Origin of the sequence: Actinomadura scrupuli, assembly GCF_050971785.1 — a bacterium.
Taxonomy (GTDB): domain Bacteria; phylum Actinomycetota; class Actinomycetes; order Streptosporangiales; family Streptosporangiaceae; genus Actinomadura_E; species Actinomadura_E scrupuli.
In genome coordinates, this window is the sequence record NZ_JBPCCU010000002.1 from 79,591 (window position 1) to 102,292 (window position 22,702).

The 22,702-nt window shown below is 71.4% G+C and carries 23 protein-coding genes; 9 read left to right on the top strand and 14 right to left on the bottom strand.

Annotated elements, in window-relative coordinates:
• Positions 1-46: 46 nt before the first annotated feature.
• Positions 47-286 carry a DUF6458 family protein gene (locus ACRYCC_RS08070; RefSeq protein WP_433810003.1) on the bottom strand — a complete coding sequence of 80 codons (240 nt, stop codon included), beginning with the start codon at positions 284-286 and terminating at the stop codon, positions 47-49.
• Positions 287-495: 209 nt separating this feature from the next.
• Entirely contained in the window at positions 496-2,328 is a 1,833-nt protein-coding gene (locus tag ACRYCC_RS08075) for an acyl-CoA dehydrogenase (protein WP_433810004.1), read from the bottom strand.
• Positions 2,329-2,597: 269 nt separating this feature from the next.
• Between ACRYCC_RS08075 and ACRYCC_RS08080 the strand changes: the two genes are divergently transcribed.
• From ACRYCC_RS08080 to ACRYCC_RS08090, 3 genes are all read left to right on the top strand, one after another.
• A complete protein-coding gene (locus ACRYCC_RS08080; protein WP_433810005.1) occupies positions 2,598-3,383 on the top strand; it encodes a sporulation protein in 786 nt (261 codons plus the stop codon).
• A gap of 102 nt (positions 3,384-3,485) precedes the next feature.
• Positions 3,486-4,964: a hypothetical protein gene (locus tag ACRYCC_RS08085; protein WP_433810006.1), complete on the top strand. Its 1,479-nt coding sequence runs from the start codon at positions 3,486-3,488 to the stop codon at positions 4,962-4,964.
• 60 nt (positions 4,965-5,024) lie between these two features.
• Entirely contained in the window at positions 5,025-5,831 is an 807-nt protein-coding gene (locus ACRYCC_RS08090; protein ID WP_433810007.1) for an SDR family oxidoreductase, read from the top strand.
• A gap of 317 nt (positions 5,832-6,148) precedes the next feature.
• On the opposite strand, the gene ACRYCC_RS08095 is transcribed toward ACRYCC_RS08090, so the two are convergent.
• On the bottom strand, positions 6,149-7,111 hold the full coding sequence (locus ACRYCC_RS08095; RefSeq protein WP_433810008.1) for an NADPH:quinone oxidoreductase family protein: 963 nt from the start codon (positions 7,109-7,111) through the stop codon (positions 6,149-6,151).
• A gap of 121 nt (positions 7,112-7,232) precedes the next feature.
• Between ACRYCC_RS08095 and ACRYCC_RS08100 the strand changes: the two genes are divergently transcribed.
• Positions 7,233-7,877: a rhomboid family intramembrane serine protease gene (locus ACRYCC_RS08100; protein WP_433810009.1), complete on the top strand. Its 645-nt coding sequence runs from the start codon at positions 7,233-7,235 to the stop codon at positions 7,875-7,877.
• On the opposite strand, the gene ACRYCC_RS08105 is transcribed toward ACRYCC_RS08100, so the two are convergent.
• A complete protein-coding gene (locus tag ACRYCC_RS08105) occupies positions 7,861-8,118 on the bottom strand; it encodes a WhiB family transcriptional regulator (protein ID WP_433810010.1) in 258 nt (85 codons plus the stop codon). The genes ACRYCC_RS08100 and ACRYCC_RS08105 overlap by 17 nt on opposite strands.
• Before the next feature lie 175 nt (positions 8,119-8,293).
• On the opposite strand from ACRYCC_RS08105, the gene ACRYCC_RS08110 reads away from it, so the two are divergent.
• The 5 genes from ACRYCC_RS08110 to ACRYCC_RS08130 all read left to right on the top strand — a co-directional run bounded on the left by ACRYCC_RS08110 (position 8,294) and on the right by ACRYCC_RS08130 (position 12,153).
• Positions 8,294-8,752, top strand: a complete 459-nt coding sequence (locus ACRYCC_RS08110; protein WP_433812111.1) for a GNAT family N-acetyltransferase — start codon at positions 8,294-8,296, stop codon at positions 8,750-8,752.
• A 339-nt stretch (positions 8,753-9,091) separates the two neighbouring features.
• Positions 9,092-9,574: a hypothetical protein gene (locus ACRYCC_RS08115; protein WP_433810011.1), complete on the top strand. Its 483-nt coding sequence runs from the start codon at positions 9,092-9,094 to the stop codon at positions 9,572-9,574.
• Positions 9,574-10,851, top strand: a complete 1,278-nt coding sequence (locus ACRYCC_RS08120; protein ID WP_433810012.1) for a sensor histidine kinase — start codon at positions 9,574-9,576, stop codon at positions 10,849-10,851. The genes ACRYCC_RS08115 and ACRYCC_RS08120 overlap by 1 nt, the downstream gene beginning before the upstream one ends.
• A gap of 13 nt (positions 10,852-10,864) precedes the next feature.
• Positions 10,865-11,509 (top strand): LuxR C-terminal-related transcriptional regulator, encoded by a 645-nt coding sequence (locus tag ACRYCC_RS08125; protein WP_433810013.1) that lies wholly within the window; start codon positions 10,865-10,867, stop codon positions 11,507-11,509.
• 17 nt (positions 11,510-11,526) lie between these two features.
• On the top strand, positions 11,527-12,153 hold the full coding sequence (locus ACRYCC_RS08130; protein ID WP_433810014.1) for a GNAT family N-acetyltransferase: 627 nt from the start codon (positions 11,527-11,529) through the stop codon (positions 12,151-12,153).
• Between the two features lie 12 nt (positions 12,154-12,165).
• Here ACRYCC_RS08130 and ACRYCC_RS08135 read toward each other — a convergent pair whose 3' ends face one another.
• The 10 genes from ACRYCC_RS08135 to ACRYCC_RS08180 all read right to left on the bottom strand — a co-directional run bounded on the left by ACRYCC_RS08135 (position 12,166) and on the right by ACRYCC_RS08180 (position 22,664).
• Complete coding sequence (locus tag ACRYCC_RS08135) at positions 12,166-12,381, bottom strand: isocitrate lyase/phosphoenolpyruvate mutase family protein (RefSeq protein ID WP_433810015.1); 216 nt, start codon at positions 12,379-12,381, stop codon at positions 12,166-12,168.
• On the bottom strand, positions 12,333-12,476 hold the full coding sequence (locus ACRYCC_RS08140) for a hypothetical protein (protein WP_433810016.1): 144 nt from the start codon (positions 12,474-12,476) through the stop codon (positions 12,333-12,335). The genes ACRYCC_RS08135 and ACRYCC_RS08140 overlap by 49 nt, the downstream gene beginning before the upstream one ends.
• An 81-nt stretch (positions 12,477-12,557) precedes the next feature.
• The gene (gene ligD, locus ACRYCC_RS08145; RefSeq protein WP_433810017.1) at positions 12,558-13,517 is read right to left on the bottom strand and encodes a non-homologous end-joining DNA ligase; all 960 of its coding nucleotides are present in this window, start codon (positions 13,515-13,517) and stop codon (positions 12,558-12,560) included.
• Between the two features lie 38 nt (positions 13,518-13,555).
• A complete protein-coding gene (locus ACRYCC_RS08150; RefSeq protein WP_433810018.1) occupies positions 13,556-14,701 on the bottom strand; it encodes an acyl-CoA dehydrogenase family protein in 1,146 nt (381 codons plus the stop codon).
• Entirely contained in the window at positions 14,698-15,900 is a 1,203-nt protein-coding gene (locus ACRYCC_RS08155; RefSeq protein WP_433810019.1) for an acyl-CoA dehydrogenase family protein, read from the bottom strand. Before ACRYCC_RS08155 ends, ACRYCC_RS08150 begins: the two co-directional genes overlap by 4 nt.
• A 55-nt stretch (positions 15,901-15,955) precedes the next feature.
• Positions 15,956-17,947: a hypothetical protein gene (locus ACRYCC_RS08160; protein WP_433810020.1), complete on the bottom strand. Its 1,992-nt coding sequence runs from the start codon at positions 17,945-17,947 to the stop codon at positions 15,956-15,958.
• A gap of 35 nt (positions 17,948-17,982) precedes the next feature.
• Positions 17,983-19,017 carry an ABC transporter permease gene (locus ACRYCC_RS08165; RefSeq protein WP_433810021.1) on the bottom strand — a complete coding sequence of 345 codons (1,035 nt, stop codon included), beginning with the start codon at positions 19,015-19,017 and terminating at the stop codon, positions 17,983-17,985.
• A gap of 65 nt (positions 19,018-19,082) precedes the next feature.
• Positions 19,083-20,627, bottom strand: a complete 1,545-nt coding sequence (locus ACRYCC_RS08170; protein ID WP_433810022.1) for a sugar ABC transporter ATP-binding protein — start codon at positions 20,625-20,627, stop codon at positions 19,083-19,085.
• Positions 20,627-21,784, bottom strand: a complete 1,158-nt coding sequence (locus ACRYCC_RS08175) for a sugar ABC transporter substrate-binding protein (RefSeq protein ID WP_433810023.1) — start codon at positions 21,782-21,784, stop codon at positions 20,627-20,629. The genes ACRYCC_RS08170 and ACRYCC_RS08175 overlap by 1 nt, the downstream gene beginning before the upstream one ends.
• 205 nt (positions 21,785-21,989) lie before the next feature.
• Complete coding sequence (locus ACRYCC_RS08180) at positions 21,990-22,664, bottom strand: esterase/lipase family protein (protein WP_433810024.1); 675 nt, start codon at positions 22,662-22,664, stop codon at positions 21,990-21,992.
• Positions 22,665-22,702: the final 38 nt, after the last annotated feature.

Consider the following 22,702-nt stretch of genomic DNA (forward strand, 5'->3'; position numbering starts at 1 on the left):
CGGGAGGGATCGCGTCCCGGCGATCCCTCCCGTACGTGCGGTGGGATCAGAGTGCCGGAGGCGGGTTGTCCCCGTTGTAGAGATGCTCGCGCTCGGCGCCTGGGGATCGCCGGGAGGTGCTGCGGCTGATCATCAGAAGCTGCAGCAGGAACGTGGCGCCACCGACGATCATGAGAATCACCCCGATCACGTGCACGTCGACCGGGCTGGTCATGGCCGTGGGGCTGATCGCGAACTTGAGAATCGCCCCAAGGGTGATCGTGAAGATACTGACGCCGACACCCATTGCCGTGACCTCCGGGGAAGATTTCACATGCCGCCGTTCTCAGTATCCCGTCGAAAGGCTCCGCCACACCAGTCTGTTGATCACACAACGGTGGCAATTCACCCGGCTGGGGCGATTCACCCGGCTGCGACGTGAAAGGTCCCCGTCACCCTCGGCGGGTGACGGGGACCATGGCAGGAGATCAGTGCCAGGAGATCAGTGGCAGGAGATCAGAAGGCCTCTTCGGGCAGCTCCATCAGGTCGAGCGTCGTGCTCTCGGTGATCATGCGGTCGGAGGCCAGGCGCGGCAGCACCGTGGTGCAGAAGAACTGCGCCGAGGCCACCTTGCCGGTGTAGAAGGCCTGATCGCCGCGGGACACCTCGCCGCCCAGCCTGCCCAGCGCCACCTCGGCCTGGCGGCAGAGCAGCCAGCCGACGATGACGTCACCGAGGGCGAGCAGGAAGCGGGTGCTGTTGAGGCCGACCTTGTAGATCTCCTTCGGGTTCTCCATGGAACCCAGCGCCCATCCGACCATCGGGTTGAGGATGCCCTCGAGGTCGTCCACGGCGGCACCCAGCAGGGCACGCTCGGTCTTGAGCCGGCCGTTGCCCGCGTCGCTCTGCGCGAAGTCCCGGATCTCGCCGACGAGGACCTTGAGCGCCTCACCCTGGTCCCGGAGGATCTTGCGGAAGAACAGGTCCAGTCCCTGGATCGCCGTGGTGCCCTCGTACAGGGTGTCGATCTTGGAGTCCCGGATGTACTGCTCGATCGGGTACTCCTGCAGGAAGCCCGAACCGCCCAGGGTCTGCAGCGACTCCGAGCCGAGCAGCGCGTACGCCCGCTCCGAGCCGAACCCCTTGACGATCGGCAGCAGCAGGTCGTTGATCTTCTCGGCCAGGTGGTCCTTGCGGCCCTCGTGCTCCGCGATCTGCACCGCGTCCTGATAGGAGGCGGTGAGGAGCACCAGCGCCCGCATGCCCTCGGCGTAGGCCTTCTGGGTCATCAGGCTGCGGCGTACGTCCGGGTGGTGGGTGATGGTCACCCGGGGCGCCGTCTTGTCGGACATCTGGGTGAGGTCGGCGCTCTGTACCCGCTGCTTGGCGTACTCGAGGGCGTTGAGATAGCCGGTGGACAGGGTGGCGATGGCCTTGGTGCCGACCATCATCCGGGCGTACTCGATGACGAGGAACATCTGCTTGATGCCCTCGTGGACGTCGCCGACCAGGTAGCCGACGGCCGGGTGCTTCTCGCCGAAGGTGAGCTCACAGGTCGTGGAGACCTTGATGCCCATCTTCTTCTCCACGTTGGTGACGTAGGCACCGTTACGCTCGCCCAGCTCGCCGGTCTCGAGATCGACGAGGTACTTCGGCACGAGGAAGAGCGACAGGCCCTTGGTGCCCGGCCCGGCGCCCTCGGGGCGGGCGAGCACCAGGTGGAAGATGTTCTCGGCCATGTCGTGCTCGGCGCTGGTGATGAAGCGCTTGACGCCCTCGATGTGCCAGGTGCCGTCGGGCTGCCGGATCGCCTTGGCCCGGCCCGCGCCGACGTCGGAGCCCGCGTCCGGCTCGGTGAGCACCATGGTGGCGCCCCACTGCCGCTCGAGCGCCAGCCGGGCGAACTTCTTCTGCTCGGGCGTGCCGATGGTGTTGAGGATCTGGGCGAAGCCGGGGCCCGAGGAGAACATGTAGACGGCCGGGTTGGCGCCCAGGATCTGCTCGGCGATGGCCCAGGTGAGGCTGCGCGGCGCGCCCGTACCGCCGAAATCGGGGTCGAGGTCCACGCGGTACCACTCCGCGTCCATGTAGGCCTTGAAGGACTTCTTGAACCCCTCCGGCATCGTGACGGTGCCGGTGGCCGGGTCGAACACGGGCGGGTGGCGATCGGAATCCTCGAAGGACTCCGCGACGACGCCCCTGGCGAGCCGGTCCACCTCGTCGAGGATGCTGCGAACGGTGTCCTCGTCGAGATCCGCGTACGGCCCGCTGCCGAGGAGGTCCTGGCGGTTGAACACCTCGAAGAGGTTGAACTCCAGGTCCCGGAGGTTGCTCTTGTAGTGCCCCATGGTGACGCCCCGTCAGTCCGGCGGGCGATTCGCGCCCTGTCTAATACTGGTCAGTAACTCGACATCATGCTACCCGCCGGTAACGTCTTCCACTACCCCGAACCGGGCCATCCCCGCACAAGAGAGTGGTCTTCCTCACACCAAGCCATCCGCTGCGCCTGGAAACCGTGACTCAACTGACATAAAAGGCTCAACTGGGGTACATAACTTTTTCGTGCGGCGACTCACCGGACCGGGGGGCTGAGCCCGGACGCGAGGAAGGAACGACCTTGGTCTTCAAGAAACTGCTGGCCGCCATGGGAGTCGGGGGACCCTCCGTGGAGACCATCCTGCGGGACCAGAACGTCCGCCCGGGCATGCCGATCCACGGTGATGTCCACATCATGGGCGGCGACGACACGTGCGAGATCATCGGCATCAACGTGGCACTGGCCAGCCGCGTCGAGGTCGAGTCCGGCGACGACGAGTACAGCCGCACCCAGAAGTACGCCCGCGCGCAGATCAGCGGGCCCTTCCGGCTGGCCCCGCAGGCCCGGCACACCCTGCCGTTCCAGCTGCCGCTGCCGTGGGAGACCCCGCTCACCCACATGTACGGGCGGCCGCTGTACGGCACCGACGTCGGCCTCGCCACCGAGCTCGAGGTGGCCCGGGCCATCGACGCCACCGACCTCGACCCGGTCGCGGTGCACCCGCTGCCGGCCCAGGAGCGGCTGCTGCTCGCCTTCGATCGCCTGGGGTTCCGCTTCAAGCACGCCGACTGCGAGAAGGGCCGGATCTGGGGCGTGCACCAGGAGCTGCCGTTCTACCAGGAGATCGAATTCGCCCCCGCCCCGCAGTACGCTCGCGGGATCAACCAGCTGGAGGTCACGTTCGTGGCCGGCCCGCACTCGATGGAGGTCGTCCTGGAGCTGGACAAGCGCGGCGGGATGTTCACCGAGGGACACGACTCGTTCGGACGGTTCACGGTCGATTACGCCGGGCTCGAGCACACCGACTGGGAGAGCCGGCTGGACGGCTTCCTGCAGCAGGCCTCCCGGCGGCGCGGCTTCTTCTGACCTTCGCCCCCGCAGTTCCCGACCCCCGCAGTTCCTGACCTCACCGCAGTTCCCTAGAGATCGGTCGTCGTGGCGGAAAGCTCTGACCCCCCTGGTCGTCTCATGTCCTGGCTGACCGCCGCCGGTGCCGGCCGGCCCGCCGCGCGCAACCGGCGGCCGGCCGGGCTGTCCCCGGCGGAACACGAGCTCTGGGCGGCGTTCCCGACCGGCGACCTCGTGGACCTGACCGGCCGCGGCGACCGGATCGTACGAGCGAGTGTGCTGGCCCAGTTGCTGCTCGGCGGCTGCGAGGTGCAGGCGGGGTTCGTGCCGGCCGTACGGCTGCGCGGCGCGCACATCATCGGGCGGCTGGACGTCTCCGGTGGGCGGGTCGAGTGCGAGCTGCGCCTGGAGCGATGTCTGCTGGCGGAGGCGCCCAAGTTCGCCAACGCCCACACCCGGCAGCTGCGGTTCGCCGACTGTGAGCTGCCCGGTTTCGACGGTGGCGGACTACAGTGCGACGGCTACCTGAGCCTGTCCGGCTCGACCATCACCGGCACGCTGAGCCTGACCCGGGCGCAACTGCTGGGCGGCTTCCGGCTGAACAACACAAAGATCTCCAATCCCGACCCCGGCAGCTGGGCGGTCTTCACCGGTGGGCTCGTCGTGGAGGCCGGCGCCTTCATCCGCAACGCCGAGATCACCGGTGGCCTGCGGCTGACCGGGGCCCGGATGAACGCCGGGATCTTCATGGAGGGCACGACCCTCAGCAACCCGGGCGGGGTCGCCCTGGACGCACAGAACATCATCGTCGCGGACGCGATGGAGTGCAGCGCGGGTTTCAGCGCCGAAGGAAAGGTCCGGCTGCGCGGCGCCCGGATCAACGGCACCCTGTCCTTCTCCCGCGCGGTGCTGAACGGCGCGGGGGGCACGGCCCTGCACGCCAGCCACATGCAGGTCGACGAGCTCATCCTCTGGACGGCCGGTCGGATCGAGGGGCCGGTCTCGCTGTCGTACTCCCGGATCGGTCTCATCCAGGACGGCGCGGACAGCTGGCCGGACAAACTGTGGCTCAACGGGCTGACCTACGACTCGCTGCGCGGTGGGTCGCCCAAGGAGCGGCTCGACTGGGTCAACCGGGACGAGGAGTTCCATCTCCAGCCGTACGAGCAACTCGCCGACTGGTACCGCCGCAACGGCCACGACGATCTGGCCCGTAAGGCGCAGCTGGCCAAGATGCGGGCACGCCGCCGGGTGCTCAGACCGGCCGGCCGTATCCCGGGGCTCATCCTGGACTGGACGGTCGGGTACGGCTACCGGCCGTGGCGGGCCGCGCTGTGGTTCGGTCTGCTGCTGACGGTGGGGACCATCGTGTTCAGCCTGGTGCATCCGCACTCCATCAAGCAGCCCGGCGAGAAGCCGCACTTCAACGCGTTCGCCTACACCCTGGATCTGCTGGTGCCGGTCTCGATGTTCGGGCAGCGGGACGCCTGGGACCCGGCCGGCTGGACCCAGTGGCTGGCCTACGCCCTGATCGTGACGGGCTGGATGCTGGCCACCGCCCTGATCGCCGGGGTGACCCGTGTCCTGCGGCCCAACTGACCCGGCCCAACTGACCCACTTCGTAGAAAATGTCAGTGCTGTGGGGCAAGAATGGGCGATGTGGGGACTTATCTGATCACTGGGGCGACGGGTGGCATCGGCACGGCGGTCGCGGAGCTGCTGCAGGAGGATCGGCATGACCTGATCCTCACCGCGCGTTCGCCGGATCGGCTGGCCGGACTCGTCAAGCACCTCGGCTCGCCCGTCCTCGGCAAGACCCAGGCGATCTCCCGCGAGCGGCTGGCCGCCTCCGGCACGGCCGGCTCCGGGTCGGCCGACGGCTCCAGGGTGGCCACCGGCTCGGGGGCGTCCAACATCCGCACGGTGGCGCTCGACCTGAACCATCCCCGGCGCATGGAGGCCGCGCTGGCGGTGGCCGACCTACCGGACCGGCTGGACGGCATCGTGCACAGCGCGGGGGCCGTGGAGCTGGGCCGGATCGCCGACATGGAGGCCGACGACTGGATCGACCAGCTCATGGTCAACCTCGTCGGAGCCGCGGAGCTGACCCGGCTGCTGCTGCCCGCCCTCCGGGCGGCCCAGGGTCACGTCGTCTTCGTCAACTCCGGCTCCGGGCTGCGCGCCCGGCCCGGCTGGGCCGCCTACGCGGCGAGCAAGCACGGGCTGCGCGCACTGGCCGACGCCCTGCGCGACGAGGAGCCTTCGCTGGCCGTGACCTCCGTCCACCCCGGCCGTACGGCCTCGGAGATGCAACGGAAGGTGCGCGCCCAGGAGGGCGTGGAGTACGACCCGGAGGAGTTCATCCAGCCGCTCACGGTGGCCAGGATCATCGTCAACGCGCTGGAGACGCCCCGCGACGCCGTCGTCACCGACATCAGCGTGCGCTCCCGCGAACCCAGGTCCTGATCTGCCGCCGTTCAGCATCCACTGAGATGACCTTCATGGTCGGCGATGACACGGACGGTCATGGCGTGCCGCGCCCGGCGGTCCGAAAATCAGGTGCTCGCGGCTGAGCGGCGTTCTACTGTGCGCAGCATCCTGGACGCCCCGCGGCGGCTGGTCGACGTGCAGGTGCTCAGCCCGTTGGCCCTGGCACCCGAACGGCAGAAGCAGGGCATCGGCGCGGCCCTACGAGCCGTGGATGACGGGGACGCTGGTCTACGCGGAGCCGTTCTGGCGGCACGATGTCGTCGGCCTCCGCGATCCCGGCGCGTAGGGCTCCGTCAGGGGATCAGGGCGACCTTGCCGACGACGCGGCGGTCGAGCAGGTCGTCCAGCACCTCGCCCGCCGTGTCGAGCGGGGCGGTCCTCGGTGCCACCGGGTCGAGCCGGCCGTCGGCGACCAGGTCGAGGAGCTCGACGACCAGGGCGCGCTGACCCGGCCCGTTCGACAGCGACCAGGCGCCCCAGTCGACGCCGGCCACCGTACGGTTGCGCAACAGCACCTGGTTGAGCGGGAGCGCCGGGATCGTACCCGAGGCGAAGCCGATCACCAGGTAGCGGCCGCCTTCGCGGAGTGCCCGCAGTGCCGGGTCGGCGAGATCGCCGCCGACCGGGTCATAGACCAGGTCGACGCCGCCCGCCGACCACGCGCGGGCGGCGGTCTTGACGTCCTCGGCCGACGTGTCGACGACGGCTGCCGCACCGGCGGCCAGCGCGGCCCGCCGTTTCCCGGCCGACGAGGCACCGGCCAGTACGTCGGCGCCGAGCGCCTTCGCCACCTGCACCGCGGCCAGCCCGACCCCGCCTCCGGCACCGAGGACCATGACCTTCTCGCCGGCCCGCAGACCACCGCGGTTCCGCAGCGCGAAGAGGGCGGTGCAGAAGCTCTGGATGAACGTCGCCGCCCGCGGTGCGTCCAGCCGGTCCGGGATCGGTACGGCCGTGACGGCCTGCACCACCACCTGCTCGGCGAAGCCGCCCAGCCCGCACATGGCGATCACCCTGGTGCCCACCGCGGGCTCCGTGACGTCCGGGCCCACGGCCGTGACGACCCCGGCCACCTCACCACCGGGTACGAAGGGCAACGGCGGCTTGATCTGGTAACGGCCCTGCACGAAGAGGCCGTCGACGTAGTTGACCCCGGCCGCCTGCACCGTGATCAGGATCTGGCCCGGACCGGGCTCCGGCGGCTCGGCCTCGGTGACGGCGACCGACCCCAGTTCCTCACACACCACTGCGCGCATGACGATCAGCATGACCGAAACCGAATCAGATTCGCTAGCCGCATCCGCCGTTTGCGACGATGTCGTCATAATCGCTGGATTTTCGCTTACCGACCAGCAGCCCTGCGCATACGGTGGCGCTATGAGCGATCCTCACGTCCCGCGGAGTTCGCCGACCGCGGGGCTGGCCGACCACGCCTCCCGAGCGGTGTCCGCGCTCATTCTGGTGACGTTGACGCTCGCCGGGATGTGGGCGCTCGAAGTGGCCGACTACGTGGTGACCGACGACAACGGGGCGGGCAGCCTCGACCAGTACGGCGTCCGCGCCCACCAGGTGAGCGATCTACCGCACATCTTCTCCGCGCCTTTCCTGCACGCGGGCTTCGGCCACCTGATGGCCAACTCCGTGCCGTTCCTGGTGCTGGGCTTCCTGGCCGCGCTCCGCGGCATCGGCAAGTTCCTGCTGGCGAACCTGGTGGTGATCGTGGTCGCCGGTGCCGGGATCTGGGTGACCGGCCCCTCCAACGGCGTGACGCTCGGCGCCAGCATGCTGATCTTCGGGTATTTCGGCTATCTGCTGGGCCGCGGGGTCTTCGAGCGCCATCTGGCCGATGTCGGGATCGCCGTGGCGGTAGCAGCCGTCTACGGCACGATGATCTTCGGTGTGCTGCCCAGCAATCCGACGATCTCGTGGCAGGGCCATCTGTTCGGCCTGCTCGGGGGGCTGTTGTCCGCCTGGACGCTACGTCGCCGCCGTCAGGGCGCCGCCCTCACCGCCGAGCGCTGACCTCGCGCCGCAGGTAGCGCCGCTCGTCCGGAGTGGTGCCGCCCCAGATGCCGTCCGGCTCACCGGCGCGCAGTGCCCAGGCCAGGCAGTCGGGGCGGGCGAGGCAGCGGGCGCAGATCGCCTTGGCCTCCGCGACCTGCGTCACCGCCGGTCCGGCCGCACTGACCGGGTAGAACAGCTCGGGATCGACGCCGCGGCAGGCGGCCCATACGGTCCAGTGCTCGTCGTCGTCGTTGTACACGGCGTCTCCTCGCGCTCGCGAGCGCCTGACGAAGCGCTCTTCCCCGGGCCGGGGCGGATCCCGCCCATCCCTCGGTATCGGCCCATCGTAGTACTACTCAGTGTAGTACTACTAGAGGTCGTTATAGCTCCACCGGCGGCCCGGATACTCTGACCGCGTGCCACACGATCTGCAGGTGACCTTCCGGGAAGCCCACCGAGGCGACATCCCCCACATCGTGGGACTGCTCGCCGACGATCCGCTGGGCAGCACGCGGGAGACGCCCGGCGACGAGCTTCCCGAGGCCTACTGGGCCGCGTACGAGGCGATCGACCGGGACCCCAACAACATGCTGATCGTGGCCGAGATCGACGGCCGGGTCGCCGGGACTCTTCAGCTCACCTACATCCCCAGTCTCACCTACACCGGCGGTGAGCGCGCCCAGATCGAGGGCATCCGGGTCGCCGCCGAGCACCGCGGACACGGGGTGGGCCAGGAGCTCATCGCCTGGGTGGTCGAGCAGGCCCGCGCCCGCGGCTGCCGGGTCGTCCAGCTCACCACGGACCGGCAGCGCCCCGACGCGATCCGCTTCTACCAGAAGATCGGCTTCGTGCCCTCCCACATGGGCATGAAGTACCACCTGAAGAGCCGTTGACCGGGCTCGGTCCGACGACGCAGGCCTTTTATCCGTATCCGCAGCCAATGGAAACAGCGAGTTAACCGGCATTTGACCATGGGCTACTGCAATTCCGGCATCGTGGTTACCGGCGGGGGGACCCGCATATCAGAGGTCGCACGGCCTGCCGGCGATCGGGCAGCACGTGGAAACCGCTGAGCGGAGCGGCCGCGTACCGCGTCAGGCAGGCCGGGCGAGTGCCGACGCCTCAAGGGTGGGGAAAACCGAACCCTCGAGCGCCGTGCTGGCACGATTGGCCGGGCCGCCCCGGTTCACGAGCATGGAGACATCACATTTCACCGGCTCGATGAGGTGGCCATGCACGTCTCCGTTCCCCTTCGTGATCTCAGCCTGCTGCGCATGCCCTTCACTCCCGAGACCGGGCGCCGGACCGCGTACGCCCTGCTGGCCCTGCCGGCGGGCCTCCTCTCCGTGCCGCTGTCGGTGGCCGGCCGGCGTCCCCAGCAGGCGGTCGCCCGCCGGTTTCTCGGGCTGGACCTGGCCGGCGGGCGGCTCCGCTCGGTCGCGCACGCCGTGATCGCCCTCCCGCTCAACGTCCTGACGTTGGTGATCACCGGCTACGGTTGGGCGATCGTCGTCCTCAACCTCGCCTACCCGATCCGGCCGCTGCTGGGCATGGGCGGCTCGCTGTCGGGCGCCTGGGGCGGGCCGACCCTCGCCGGGGCCTGGGCCGTGCACGCGCTCGGCGGCCTGCTGTTCCTCTACCTCACCCCGCTCCTGGTCAGGGGGCTGACCGGGCTGCAGGGCGGGCTGCTCGGCCGGATACTGGGCACGGCCTGATGGACCTGTCCGCCGTGCTGCGAGCGCCGGTCTCCCGCCGGGCGTGGGCGGAGGCGCTGTATCTCCTGGTCAGCCTGCCGCTGACGGTGGCCGGCGCCGCGTACGCGGTGTTCTCCATGATCTTCTGCGCGGCGCTGGCGATCACGGCTGTGGGAATCCCCCTGCTCGCGCTGGCGGTCCAGGGCGCCCGCCTGTTCGGTACGGCTCACCGCCGGCTGGCGGGGGCCCTGCTGCACGAGCGGGTCGCGGCACCCGAGCCGTTGCGTCCGTCGCCCGGGCTGTACGGATGGGTGCAGTCCGGCCTCAGCGACGGCACCGGCTGGCGGGCCCTGGGCTATCTGGTGATCAAGCTCCCGCTGGGCCTGGTCGGCCTCTACCTGGTCGCCTTCACCTGGGGGTACGGGGTGGTCGGCCTCGGCTACCCCGTCCTGCACGCGCTGCGGCTCAACGACGTGACCGGCCGGGACGCCTCCGGAGCCGTACGGCATGGCCTGGCGATCGGCGGGTTCGTCTTCGACAGCTGGCCGCGGACGCTGCTGGTCTCCGCCACCGGCCTGGTGCTCCTGCTGCTCGCGCCCTGGGCCGTGCGGGGCATGGTGGTCTTCGAGCGACTGCTCATCCGGACGCTGCTCGGACCGCAGCCGCTCGCCGAACGGGTCCAGGATCTGGAGAAGACCCGTGCACAGGCTGTGGACGACGCCGCCGCCACCCTCCGGCGGATCGAGCGCGACCTGCACGACGGCGCCCAGGCCCGGCTGATCGCGCTCGCCATGAACCTCACCATGGTGAAGGCCGCGCTGCCGCCGGACTCCCCGGCCCGCAAGCTGATCGCCGACGCGCACACCCATGCCCGCGAAGCCCTCGCCGAGCTGCGCGAACTCGTCCGCGGCATCCATCCGCCGGTGCTCGACAAGGGGCTGGACGTGGCACTGGCCACTCTCGCCGCGCGCAGCGCCCTCCCGGTCTCCCTGCACACCGACCTCCGGAAGCGGCCCGCGCCGGCGCTGGAGACGATCGCCTACTTCTGCGCGGCCGAACTGCTCGCCAACGCCGCCAAGCACAGCGGAGCCACAGCCGTCTCACTCCTGGTGACGCAGCCTCCCGGGCTGCTCAGGCTGCGGGTCGGCGACGACGGCACCGGGGGCGCCACGGCGTCCGGCGGCACCGGGCTCACCGGTCTCCGGGACCGGATCGGCCCGGTGGACGGCAGGCTGGACATCGACAGCCCCGCCGGAGGACCTACGGTGATCACCGTAGATCTCCCCGACCGAAGCTGAGGTGTCGCCCGTCATGCGCATCGTGATCGCGGAGGACACGGCCATCCTGCGCGAGGGCCTGGTGCAGCTGCTCGGCATGCGCGGTCATGAGGTGGTCGCCGCGGTCGGCGACGGCGCGGCCCTGCTCACCGCCGTCGCCGAGCACCGGCCCGACGTCGCGGTGGTGGACGTCCGGATGCCGCCCTCCCACACCGACGAGGGACTGCGCGCGGCCATCGAGCTGCGGCGCGACCACCCCGGGCTGGGAGTGCTGCTGTTCTCGCAGTACATCGAGGTCCGCTATGCCACCGAGCTGCTCGCCACGACCTCCGCGGGCGTGGGCTATCTGCTCAAGGAACGGGTCGCCGACGTCGACGACTTCATCGACGCGCTCACCCGGGTCGCCGCCGGAGGCACGGCCCTCGACCCCGAGGTCGTCACCCATCTGTTCGGGGCCGGCCGCCGGCCGGATGCCATGGCGGCGCTCACCCCACGCGAACGGGACGTGCTCGCCCTGATGGCCGAAGGCCGGACGAACGCCGCGATAGCCCGGCACCTGAGGGTCTCCGACCGGGCGGTCGAGAAGCACATCGCCAACATCTTCACCAAACTGGGGCTGGCGCCCTCCGACACCGGGAACCGCCGCGTGCTCGCCGTGCTGCGCTATCTGGAATCCTGAATCCGGGGGGAATCAAGATGATCATCCGAGAGTACCGGCCGGCCGACGAGAGCGCGGTGTACGAGGTGTGCCTGCGCACCGGGGCCGACGGGCAGGACGCCACGTCGTCGTACGCGGACCCGATGCTGCTGGGACATGCCTACGCGGGCGCCTACCTTCGGCTGCAGCCCGAGTACGCCTTCGTCCTCGACGACACCGGACTGGGCGGCCCGCACGAGAACGGCGACGTGGCCGGATACGTGCTGGGCGCGCTGGACACCCGCGAGTTCGAGCGGCACTGTGAGCGGGAGTGGTGGCCGGCACTGCGAACCCGGTATCCGGACCCGGTGGGCGTACCGCCCGAGGCGCGTACCCCGGACCAGCGGCTGATCCATATGTTCCACCACCCCGTCTCCGCCTCGGCGGCTCTGCTGGACGGGCACCCCTCGCATCTGCACATCGATCTACTGCCCCGGGCCCAGGGCCAGGGCTTCGGCCGGAAACTGATGGACCTGCTGCTCACCGAACTGGCGGCGGCCGGCTCGCCCGGCGTCCACCTGGGAGTGAGCGCGACGAACACCGGCGCGATCGCCTTCTACCGGCGGCTCGGCTTCGAGCGCCTCGCCGGCGACCCGTACACCGTCTTCATGGGGCGCCGGCTCTGACCGGCCGTCCGATCAGTCCGCGGCGTCGCCCACCTGGAAGAGATGCACGTCGGTCCGAGCGTTGATCACGAAGTCCGGGACCCCGGCGGCCGTGGCGGCCTCCCGCGCCGCGCGGATCCGGCCGGCCTGCGTGTCACGGTCGACCAGCCCGCCGCCGGGCTTCTCGGAGTCCTCCAGGTTCATGCCGACGGCGCCCGCCTCGATGACCTCCGTGACGGTGGCCCGCACGCGCCGGCGGCGTCCCAGACGTTGGCCAGCACGAGCACGCCCTCGTGCAGGGCGCGCAGGGCGCGGGCTCGGTCGTTGCGCGTCGTCTCGTCCATGCCGGGAATCGTACGAGCCTCAGTGGCCCTTCAGAAGAGCCAATAGGCCGCGGACTCCGCCAGGCCGATTCCGCCGCCGGGTCACTGCTCGCGCACGACCTCCCGGGGCTCCTTGTCGGGCCGCAGCCCGCGCCAGGCCGGGTGGCGGAGCCGCCCGTCACCGGTCCATTCGGTGAAGGTGACCTCTCCCACCAGCCGGGGAGCGACCCAGTGGGCTCCGGCGGCGTGCTCGCGCGGGACGTCGCGGACCGGCGGCTCGTCCTGCGCGAGCGGTGCGAGCCGCCGCGAGAGGTCCGCCAGGGTGGCATCGGTGAACCCGGTGCCGACATGGCCGATGTAGACCAGGCGCCCGGTGCCGTCGTACATGCCGAGCAGCAGCGAGCCGATGGTCCCGGCCCGCCGCCCCGCGCCGCCCTTCCACCCGATGATCACGCCCTCCTGGCTCCTGAGGCTCTTCACCTTGGTCCACGCTCTGTCCCGGCGTCCGGGCCGGTACGTGGAGTCGGTCCGCTTGCACACGATCCCCTCCAGCCCCAGCCGGGCCGACACGGCGAACGCCTGCGCGCCGGGGCCCGGATGGGCGGGCGGGACCTGCCACCGGGGTCCCGCCAGCGGCAGTTCCTCCAGGATCTCCCGCCGCCGCGCGTAGGGACGGGAGATCAGCGGGTCGTCGCCCAGATGCAGCACATCGAAGATCATGTAGGTGACGGGGGTCGACGCCGCCAGTGCCTGGATCCGCTCCGGCCGCCGCTGGTGCATCCGCGGTTGCAGCGCCGCGAACGACGGCCGGTCGTGCTCGTCGAAGGCGACGATCTCCCCGTCCAGCACCATCTGCCGGCCGGCCGCCCCGGCCAGGCCGCCGAGCTCGGGATAGGCGACGGTGATGTCCTTGTCGTTACGGCTCACCAGGTGCAGTTCCCGCTCGAGATACGCGATGGCCCGGACCCCGTCCCACTTCATCTCGAAGCCCCAGCCCTCGTCCTGGGCCGGCAGCTCACCCAGCACGGCGAGCATCGGCGCGTACTTCGGCGGTCCCCCCATGATCGCTACTTACCCGCCGTGACCTGGCCGTGCACAGGTCACCCGGCGGGCAGGTCCACCAGGGTGGCGAGCGCCGCCCGGTGCCAGCCCGGTGAGCCCAGCGCGATCTCGTCGCTCTTGGCCCGGGCGAGATAGAGGTGGGCCGGGTGCTCCCAGGTCATGCCCATCCCGCCGTGCAGCTGGATGCACTCCTCGGCCGCCCGGACCGCGATCGGCCCGCAGTGCGCCTGCGCCAGCGCGACGGCGATCGGAAGGTCCGGGCTGCCGGAGGCGAGGGCGTCCGCCGCGTACCGCGCGGTCGCGCGGGCCGTGGTCAGGTCGAGCCAGAGGTCGGCCAGCCGGTGCTTGACCGCTTGGAACGATCCGATGGGGCGGCCGAACTGGTGCCGGCCACGGACATGGTCCACGGTGGTGGCCAGGCACCACTCGGCGATCCCCACCTGCTCGGAGGCGAGCACGGCCGCCGCGGCGGTCAGCGCACCGGACACCGCGCCCGGCGCGTGCTCCGGACCGGCCACCCGCATGCCCGGCGCGTCGTACAGCACCACGTCACCGATGCCGCGGGTCAGGTCCAGGGCCGTCAGCGGCGACAGGGTCAGCCCGGGAAAGGCGCGATCGACCGCGTACAGCGCCGGGCCGTCCGGAGCCAGCGCCGGGACCAGCAGCACCTCGGCCACCGTGGCGTCGGCCACCGTGCCGATCCGGCCGGTCAGCAGGCCGTCGCCGGTGGCGCTGACCGAGCCGGGGAATCCGGCGCCGGGCCCGCTCGGCAGCGGCACGGCCAGGGCCGCGGGCTGTGCGGTGCTCGCCAGCCGCTCGATCAGCTCGGCGACCTGCGGGTCGCCGGTGTCACAGCCCAGCAGGGTGGTCATGGCGAGCACGCAACCGCCCAGGAACGGCAGCGGCGCGACGGACCGGCCGAGCTCACCTGCCACGACGGCGGTATCCCGGTAGGTGCCGCCCTGGCCGCCGAACGCCTCCGGCACGTGCAGCCCGGACACCCCCAGCTGTACGGCCAGGGTCCGCCACAGCTCCAGGTCGTACGGCCGGCCGCTCTCACAGCGGGCCAGCACGGACGCGGGCGTGCAGCGGTCGGCGAGCAGCGCGGCCACGGCGTCGCGCAGGTCCTCCTCCGGCTCGGTGCCGAGCAGGTCCGGGGTGGTCAGCGGGTCGGGAGGGGTCAACGGGGCAGGTCCTTCCAGGGGATGTTCTTGTCGGCGCGCGGCTCGGCGGGCAGGCCGAGGACCCGTTCGGCGATGACGTTGCGCAGGATCTCCGAGGTGCCGCCCTCGATCGAGTTCCCCTTGGCGCGCAGGAAGCGGTACCCGGCCTCCCGGCCGGTGAGGTCGACCTGCTCGGGGCGGCGCATGGTCCAGTCGTCGTAACGCAGCCCGCCCTCGCCCAGCAGTTCGACCTCCAGGCCGGACACCGCCTGGCTGAGCCTGGCGAACGCGAGCTTCATCGCCGAGCCCTCGGGACCCGGTGCTCCGGTGGCCAGCCGCTGCCGTAGCGAGATCCCGGCCAGCCGTACCGCCTCGGCCTCCACCCAGAGCCCTATCAGCCGGTCGTGCAGATGGCCGTTGCGCAGCTCGGGGCGCTCCCGCCAGGTACGGGCGGCGATGCCGATCATGCCCGCCTCGCGGGGCGCGGGGCCACCGCCGATGGCCACCCGTTCGTTCATGAGGGTCGTCATGGCGACGCGCCACCCGTCCCCGATCTCGCCGAGCCGGTGGGCGTCGGGGATGCGCACCGCGTCGAGGAACACCTCGTTGAACTCCGCCTCACCGGTGAGCTGCCGCAGCGGCCGCACCTCCACGCCCGGTGCCGTCATGTCGCAGACGAAGTAGGTGAGCCCCCGGTGCTTGGGAACGTCCGGGTCCGTACGGGCGATCAGGATCGCCCAGCGGGCGTGGTGGGCGCTGGAGGTCCACACCTTCTGCCCGGTGACGACCCAGTCCCCGGAGCCCTCGTCCCGGACCGCCCGGGTGCCGACCGCCGCGAGATCGGATCCGGCGCCGGGCTCGCTGAACAGCTGGCACCACAGCTCCTCGCCGGTCCACAGCGCCGGCAGCAGGCGGCGCCGCTGTTCGCCGGTGCCGAAGCGCAGGATCGTGGGGGCCGCCATGCCCAGCCCGATCGCGATGCGCCGGGGCCGGTTGTCGGGGGCTCCGGCCGCGGCCAGCTCGGCGTTGACGACGGACTGCAGCTCGCGTGCGACCCCGAGCCCGCCGAGCCCCGGCGGGTAGTGCACCCAGGCCAGGCCGGCGTCGAATCTGGCCCGCAGGAACTCCAGCGCGGGCGTACGGCCCGGATCGTGCTCGGCGAGCAACCGCCCGGCCCGCCGGCGCAGTTCATCGGCGTCGATGACCACCGCGGACACCATCCTTTCTTCACGGGACTCTCCACGGGACCCTTCGCGGGCACCTCCGGCAACCACCTCAGGGCTGGGCGTGCCGGCGGCGGTTGCGGCCACGGCGGCGGTTGCCCAGCAGGCCGCCGAGCCCGACGAGCGATACCGCGGCGCAGGCCAGCGCGATGTTCCGCAACAGGTGGTCCGCGCCCGGCCGGTGCTGGGTGAGGACGTAGGTGTCCCCGCCGCGCGGCGTGGTCTCCGTCAGGGCCCCGGCGGCCTCCAGGATCGCGACCTGCTGACGTGCGTTGTTCGCGCCGGCCTGGAGCTGGGTCGACAACGGCTTGACCGCGCCGCTGCGGAGCTGCCCCACCCCGTCGTTGACCTGCCGTCCCCCGGTCATCGCGTCCCCGAGCCCTGCGGCGATCTTGCCGGCGCCGGTCGCGGCCGCGGGCAGGCCGGTGGCCAGTTGCCGACTGCCGGTGCTCAGCAGGCCGAGGCCCTTGGTGAGGTCCCCGCTGCCCGCGGCGGCCTGCTCGGCCCCGCCGGTGAGCTGCTTGCTGCCCGCGAACGCGGCACCGGTGCCGGTGCGCAGCGCGCCCACTCCGGTGGCGGCCGTGCCGAGACCGCTCCGCAGCCGCCCGAGCCCCACGCTGATCGCCTGGAGCCCCTCCTTGATGCCACCGGGGTCCTTGGCGCTGGTCGCGGGATGCGAGATGCCCGCCTTCAGCTGCTTCAGCCCCGCGTCGATGGTGCCGAGCCCGGCGCTCACGCCGCCGGGACCGGACAGGCCGCTGGACAGGGCGCGCAGCGTCGCGGCGTACGAGGTGAGGTAGCCCTTGGTGACGGGATCGGTCTGCGGCGGGAAGACCGGCACGACGTCGCCCTTCCAGCATCCGTCGGTGTTGGTCCTCGCCGTGGCGTTGCCCTCGGCGATCGTCGCGATGACCTCGGCCGCGCAGGACACGCCCGGGCCGATCTGGGTCCTGACCGCCGTCCGGAGCCTCTCGATCCCCTCGACCACCGCGGCCAGGCCGCCCAGCACGGTGCCGGACCGGCCGTCGGTGCCGATGCCGGTGATGATCTGGTCGACTCCGGCCTTGAGCCTGCCGACTCCGCCTACGGCGTTGGGCAGGCCGGCCTCCGGGTCCGAGAGCTGGGTCAGACCGGCGTAGATCTCGCCCAGGCCCTTGGTCTCGGCCCGCTGGCCCTTGCCGAGTGCGCGCAGCCCGGCGGTGAGCCGGCCGCTGCCGGTGTGCGCCTTGCCCGCGCCGTCGGCGAGCCTGCCCGCGCCGGTGCCCGCGGTGGCCAGCCCGCCGCGCAGTGCCGTCGACCCGTCGTAGAGCCGGCCGAGCCCGCTGACCAGCTGACCCGTGCCGGACACGAGCCGGCGCAGTCCGGCGTCGCCGCCGATGGCATAGCTCTTGAGCGTGTCGAAGGTCTGGATGTTCGCGTTCGCCGCCTGCCCCGACGCGGCCAGTCCGGGGGCCGCGGTCGGCCTCACCGCCGCCGCCTGAAGCGTTGCGGACGGGGAGCCTCCGCCCTTGCCCGCGACGGTGAAGCCGACCTGCTGGGAGGGACTGCCGAGCGGGCTGAACAGCACCAGGGACCAGAGCAGGTGATGGGTGCCGTCCGAATCGGTGGTGACCGCGGCGCCCGGCGCCCGCGGGGTCCCCAGCGATTTCGGCACGGTGACCGACAGCGTCGCCACCAGCGGAAGCTGCAGGTCGGCCTGCGTGCTGTGCTCGGTCCCGCCGGTGTCGGTGTAGGTGACCTCGCGCGTGGTGCCGGTGGTGTTGGCGATCCGGTAACCGAAGCCCACCTCGCCGCCGGTGGCGGTCCGGCTGATGCTCAGCGTGACCGGCAGCCTGCCACGGAACGGCTCGGCGTGTGTCCCGTCCCTGCCCTGCCGGGTGAGCACCTTGACGTTCCGTACGGTGCCGTTGGAGGTGAGGAGGGCGCGGACCGTACCGGGTCCGGGCGGGGCGGCCGGCGTCGCGGCGTCCGCGGCGGGCAGCAGCGGAAGGACGAGCATGGCGATCGTCAGGCTCGCGGCCGCCTTGTGGATGCGTCGGGTCACGGTGGGAGCCTTCGGGAGTCGTGGGAAGCGGCCCGTCATCGGGTCCGCCGTTCCCGGGAGAGCAGGGACGCCAGGGCGATCGCGAGCACCAGCGACAGCCCGGTGAACAGGTCGTTGATCCAGTTGTCCACGCCGGCGAAGGTCAGGCCGGTGATGTTCACCGCGAGGAAGAAGATCGCGACCAGCGTGCCGGGCACGTTGAGCCGGCCGGGCCGGAAGGAGGCGGCGCCCAGGAATGCGGCGGCGATCGCGGTGAGGGTGAAGGAGGCACCGACCTGCGGATTGCCCGCGCCGCTGCGCGCCAGCAGCACCACGCCGGCGATGCCGGCGAACGTCCCCGAGCCGACGAAGGCCAGCAGCACACTGCGCTCGACCCGGATGCCGACGAGCCGGGCGGCGGCACGGTTGGAGCCGATCGCGTGCAGGTTCCGCCCGTACGGGGTGTGCTCGACGAGGTAGTAGACCGCCAGCGCGACCAGGGCGAGCACGTACACCGACTTGGGCACCCCGGCGAGGTTGCCGCCGCCGAAGGTGATGATCGAGCGCGGGATCCCGGAGATGATCGCCAGACCGTCGGTGTACCAGTTCACCACCCCGGTGATCACCGATGCGGTGCCGAGCGTCACGATGAACGAGTCGACCTTCAGCACGGTGATGAGCAGCCCGTTGAGCAGCCCGGCCAGCGCGCCCACCGCGATGCCGACCAGTACCCCGGCCACCACCGGCACGTGGGCGTGCGCGAAGACCGCGGCCGCCGCGATGGAGCTGAGCCCCGCGACGTTGCCGATGGACAGGTCGAGATTGCCGGAGATCATCGGCAGCAGCAGCCCGAGGGTGAGCATGGCCAGTACCGCCTGGCTGCCCGCGATGTTGCGGAGGTTGTCGCCGGTCAGGAAGACCTCGGAGGTCTTCCCCCACAGACCGTAGAAGCCGACCGAGCCGGCCAGCAGCACGACGAGGGAGTAGACCCGCAGGACGTGCAGGGCGAGGGCGGCCGGGCCCCGGCGCGAGACCGCGGGCGCCTCCGGCCGCGCCGCCCCTTCACCCGGCGGTTCCGCGACGGGCTCCACAGCGGGCTCCACCGAGGGCTGCACGGACGGCTGCACGGACGGCGAGCCATGGTCGGACGAGATCACTACGAGGCCTCCGAGAAGTTCATGAGATCGGTCAGCTGGTGGGCGTCCAGCGGCGCGTCCACGACGGTGGTGATCCGCCCGCCGCGCAGGACGGCGACCCGGTCGCACACGTGGGCGAGCTCCTCGGGGTCACTGGCCACCAGCAGGACGCTCGTGCCGGCCCTGGTGGCCCGGCGGACCAGCTCGTAGATCTCGCTGCGGGCGCCGACGTCGACGCCCTGGGTGGGCTCGTCGAGCAACAGCACGCGGGGACGCTCCCGCAGCCACCGGGCCAGCACGACCTTCTGCTGGTTGCCGCCGGAGAGCGCCTCGATCGGCAGGCGGTCCGAGGCCGCCCGGACCAGGAACTCGGTCATCGAGCGGCGGGTGGCCGCGCGCTCACGGCCGTGCCGCAGCAGCCCCCACCGGTAGTAGGCACCGGCCCGGCCCGCGGACAGGTTGTGCCGCACCGGTTCCCCGGCGAACACCGCGTCCGCCTGGCGCTCCTCGGGGACGTAGGCGATGCCCGCCGCCATCGCGGCGGCCGGTGAGGCGAAGCGCACCGGCCGGCGGTCCAGCGAGATCGTGCCCGCGTCGACCGGATGGGCACCGAAGATCATGCGCAGTAGCTCGGAGCGGCCCGAGCCCAGCAGGCCCGCGATCCCGAGTACCTCCCCGTACCGCAGGGACAGGTCCACGCCGGTCAGCGGGCCACCGGCCAGACCGGCCACGCCCAGCGACTCCTCGCACCCGGTGTGCGCGGTGGCCTCCGGGAACAGCCGGTCCAGCGACCGGCCCACGATCAGCTCCACGAGCTGCGGTTCGGTCAGGTCCGCGGCCTCGACGGTGGCCACCCGCCGGCCGTCCCGCAGCACGGTCACCCGGTCCGCGAGGGACAGCACCTCGCCGAGGCGATGGCTGACGTACAGGATGGTCTGACCGGCCGCGGCATACCGGCGCAGTGCCGCGAGCAGTTCCTCGGCCTCCTGCTCGGGCAGCGCCGCCGTCGGCTCGTCCAGCACCAGGATCCCGCTGTCGGCCTCGTCCCGGTCCTGCAACGCCCGTACGATGGCGACCCTGCTGCGATCGGCGGCCCGCAACAGGCGCACGGGCGTCGTCGGCTCCGCCTGCACGTGGTAGCGCTCGAGCAGCGCGCGGGTCCGGGCGTGCAGCTCCCGCCACCGGATCCGCGCGACCGGGTGGAGCGGGCCGGTGCGCGGAGCGGTCGGGAAACCGGCACCGATGGCCAGGTTCTCCGCCACCGTCAGCTCCGGGAAGATCGCGGCCTGCTGGTGCACGAACCGCAACCCGGCGGCGTGGGCGCGGTCGGCAGACCAGTGCTCCACGGGGGTACGCGGCCCGCCCGCCGCCGCGACGGCCCCTCCCTCGTCCGCCGGCACGACGCCGGCCAGGAGCTTGATGAGGGTGGACTTGCCGGAGCCGTTGCCGCCGACCAGCGCGTGGATCTCACCCGGCCGGATGTCGAGGTCCACCCCGTGCAGGGCGAGCGTGCCGGCGTAGGTCTTGCTCAGGTCGTGAACGCTCAGCGCGACGGCCTCCGGCATCAGCCGACACCCCAGGCCTTCTTGTAGACCGTCTGGTAGTCCACCGGCGACCGGTACGCGCCCGAGGCCGGCAGGTTGTGCGTCCGGTCCACGAGCTGCCAGCCCAGCCCCGACTCGGCCGGCGCCTTACCCAGGAAGACGCTGTTGAGCGTGTCGACGGCGGCCCAGCCGGTCCAGTCCGACGGCGCGGTCATCACCGCGTTGACGCCCTGGCCGTTGCGCATGAGGTCCAGCTCGGGCGAGAAGCCCTCGCCGCCCATGACGAAGACCTTGTCGGCCCGCCCGGACTGCACGACCGCGGGGGCGATGCCCAGCACCGTCGCGGTGGTGAAGGGGCTCTTGACCGCGTTGGCCTCCGGGTGCTGGAGCAGCACGGAGGCGGCCTTCTGCTGCAGAGTGGGGCCGAGCTCCTTGCCGGTGAAGTCGACCTGGGCGACGATCTTGCACCCCGCGCAGGCCTTGATCTCGTCGATGAAGCCCTTCGCGGTGTACTTGAGGATGGTGAACTCGGGGTCGTTGAACACGATGACCTTGGCTTTTCCGCCCGTCGCCGCGATGACGGCCTTGGCCTGGCCGGCCGCGTACGACTGGGTGAACCGGCCCGGATCGCTGGCCGCCACCGCTCCGTAGTTGATGGAGCCGGAGAACAGCGGCTTGTCCTTGCCGCCGAACTGCGGGTCGTTGCAGTCGAAGCTGTAGAGGCCGACCACCTTGACGCCTTTGGCCTTCGCGGTCTCCAGCGGGCCCTTGCCGGTCGGGCAGTCGGAGGCGTCCAGGACGATGCCGTCCGCCCCGGAGCTGATCGCCTGGTCGATCAGGCCCGGCACGTTGGCCGGGTTGAGCTGGGCGTCGTAGATGGTGGCCTCCCAGCCGATCGCCTTGGCCGCCGCCAGCGCCGCGTTGCTCGGCAGCGACGAGCTGATCGAGGCCTGCCCGGCGGAGATGATGACGACCTTCTTGCCCTTGGCGGCGGGCCGCGGCGTACCGTCCGGGGCCTTGAGGGTGCCCTTGTAGAGGCCCGCCAGCTCCGCGCCGGCCGGCGCGGAGCTCCCGCCCGATCCCTTCGGCGAGGTCGCCTCGGGCGAACCGCCGCATCCTGCGATCAGTGCGAGGGCGGCGATGGCGGCCGTCGTGAGGAACAAGCGTGTCGTGCGCATTCGGGCACCCTCCAACAGGGCTGATCCATGGGGTTGGTCCGTGCGGGTCGGGCCGTGCGGGTTGGTCCGTGCGGTCGGGCCGTGCGGGTCGGGCCGTGCGGTCGGTCCGCAGGGCTGGTCTCCGGGGCGGCTGTCCCGACGGCCCGCCGGCGGGGCCGGCGGGCCGTCGAGTGGTGCCTGGGCGTCCCGTCGCCGGGATGGCCCGTCAGGTTGCGAGGAAGCTGCGCACCTGCGACAGGACCGTGGTGTCGGTCAGGAAGCCGATGTGCGTCTGGCAGGCCACCAGGTTGTTGGTGGCGCCGCTGAGCCTGGTGCTGGTGTAGGGGTTGATGACGCCGTCGCAGGGCGAGTACCAGGTGGCGTACCTGGTGCTGCCCGGCGTTTCGTCACCGGAGGCGAGGGTGGCCAGGAACGACGAGCCCGGCAGCATCTGCTGGCAGGTGACGAAGATCAGGCAGGCGGACGCGGCGGTCGTGCCGTGGTTGGCGCCGGCGAGCGAGGCGAGGTGCCGGACGTTGGCGGCTCCGCCGAGCTGCTTGACGTACCACAGGCTGACCATCCCGCCCATGGAGTGGTTGACGATGTCGACCTGGGCCGCACCGGTCCGGGAGCGGACGTTGTTGACGAACGTGGCCAGTCCGGCCGCGTTGGTCCGGTTGTCGCCGTAGGAGTTGTACTCGTAGGCGAACAGTTCGCTGCTGCTGTAGCCGGCCGCGCGGAAGACCGACTGAGCGGTGGTCCAGTTGGACGCGCTGCCCGTGTAACCGTGAACGAAGACCACCGGGGTGTGAGTGGCCGCGTTCGCACTCTCGACCTGACCGAAGACGGCGCCCAGAATGGCGACCGCACTGGCCAGGAAGATGCCGACAGATCGGCGCATGGCTCCTCCTCAGGAACGATTGCCCCGAAGTCTCATCT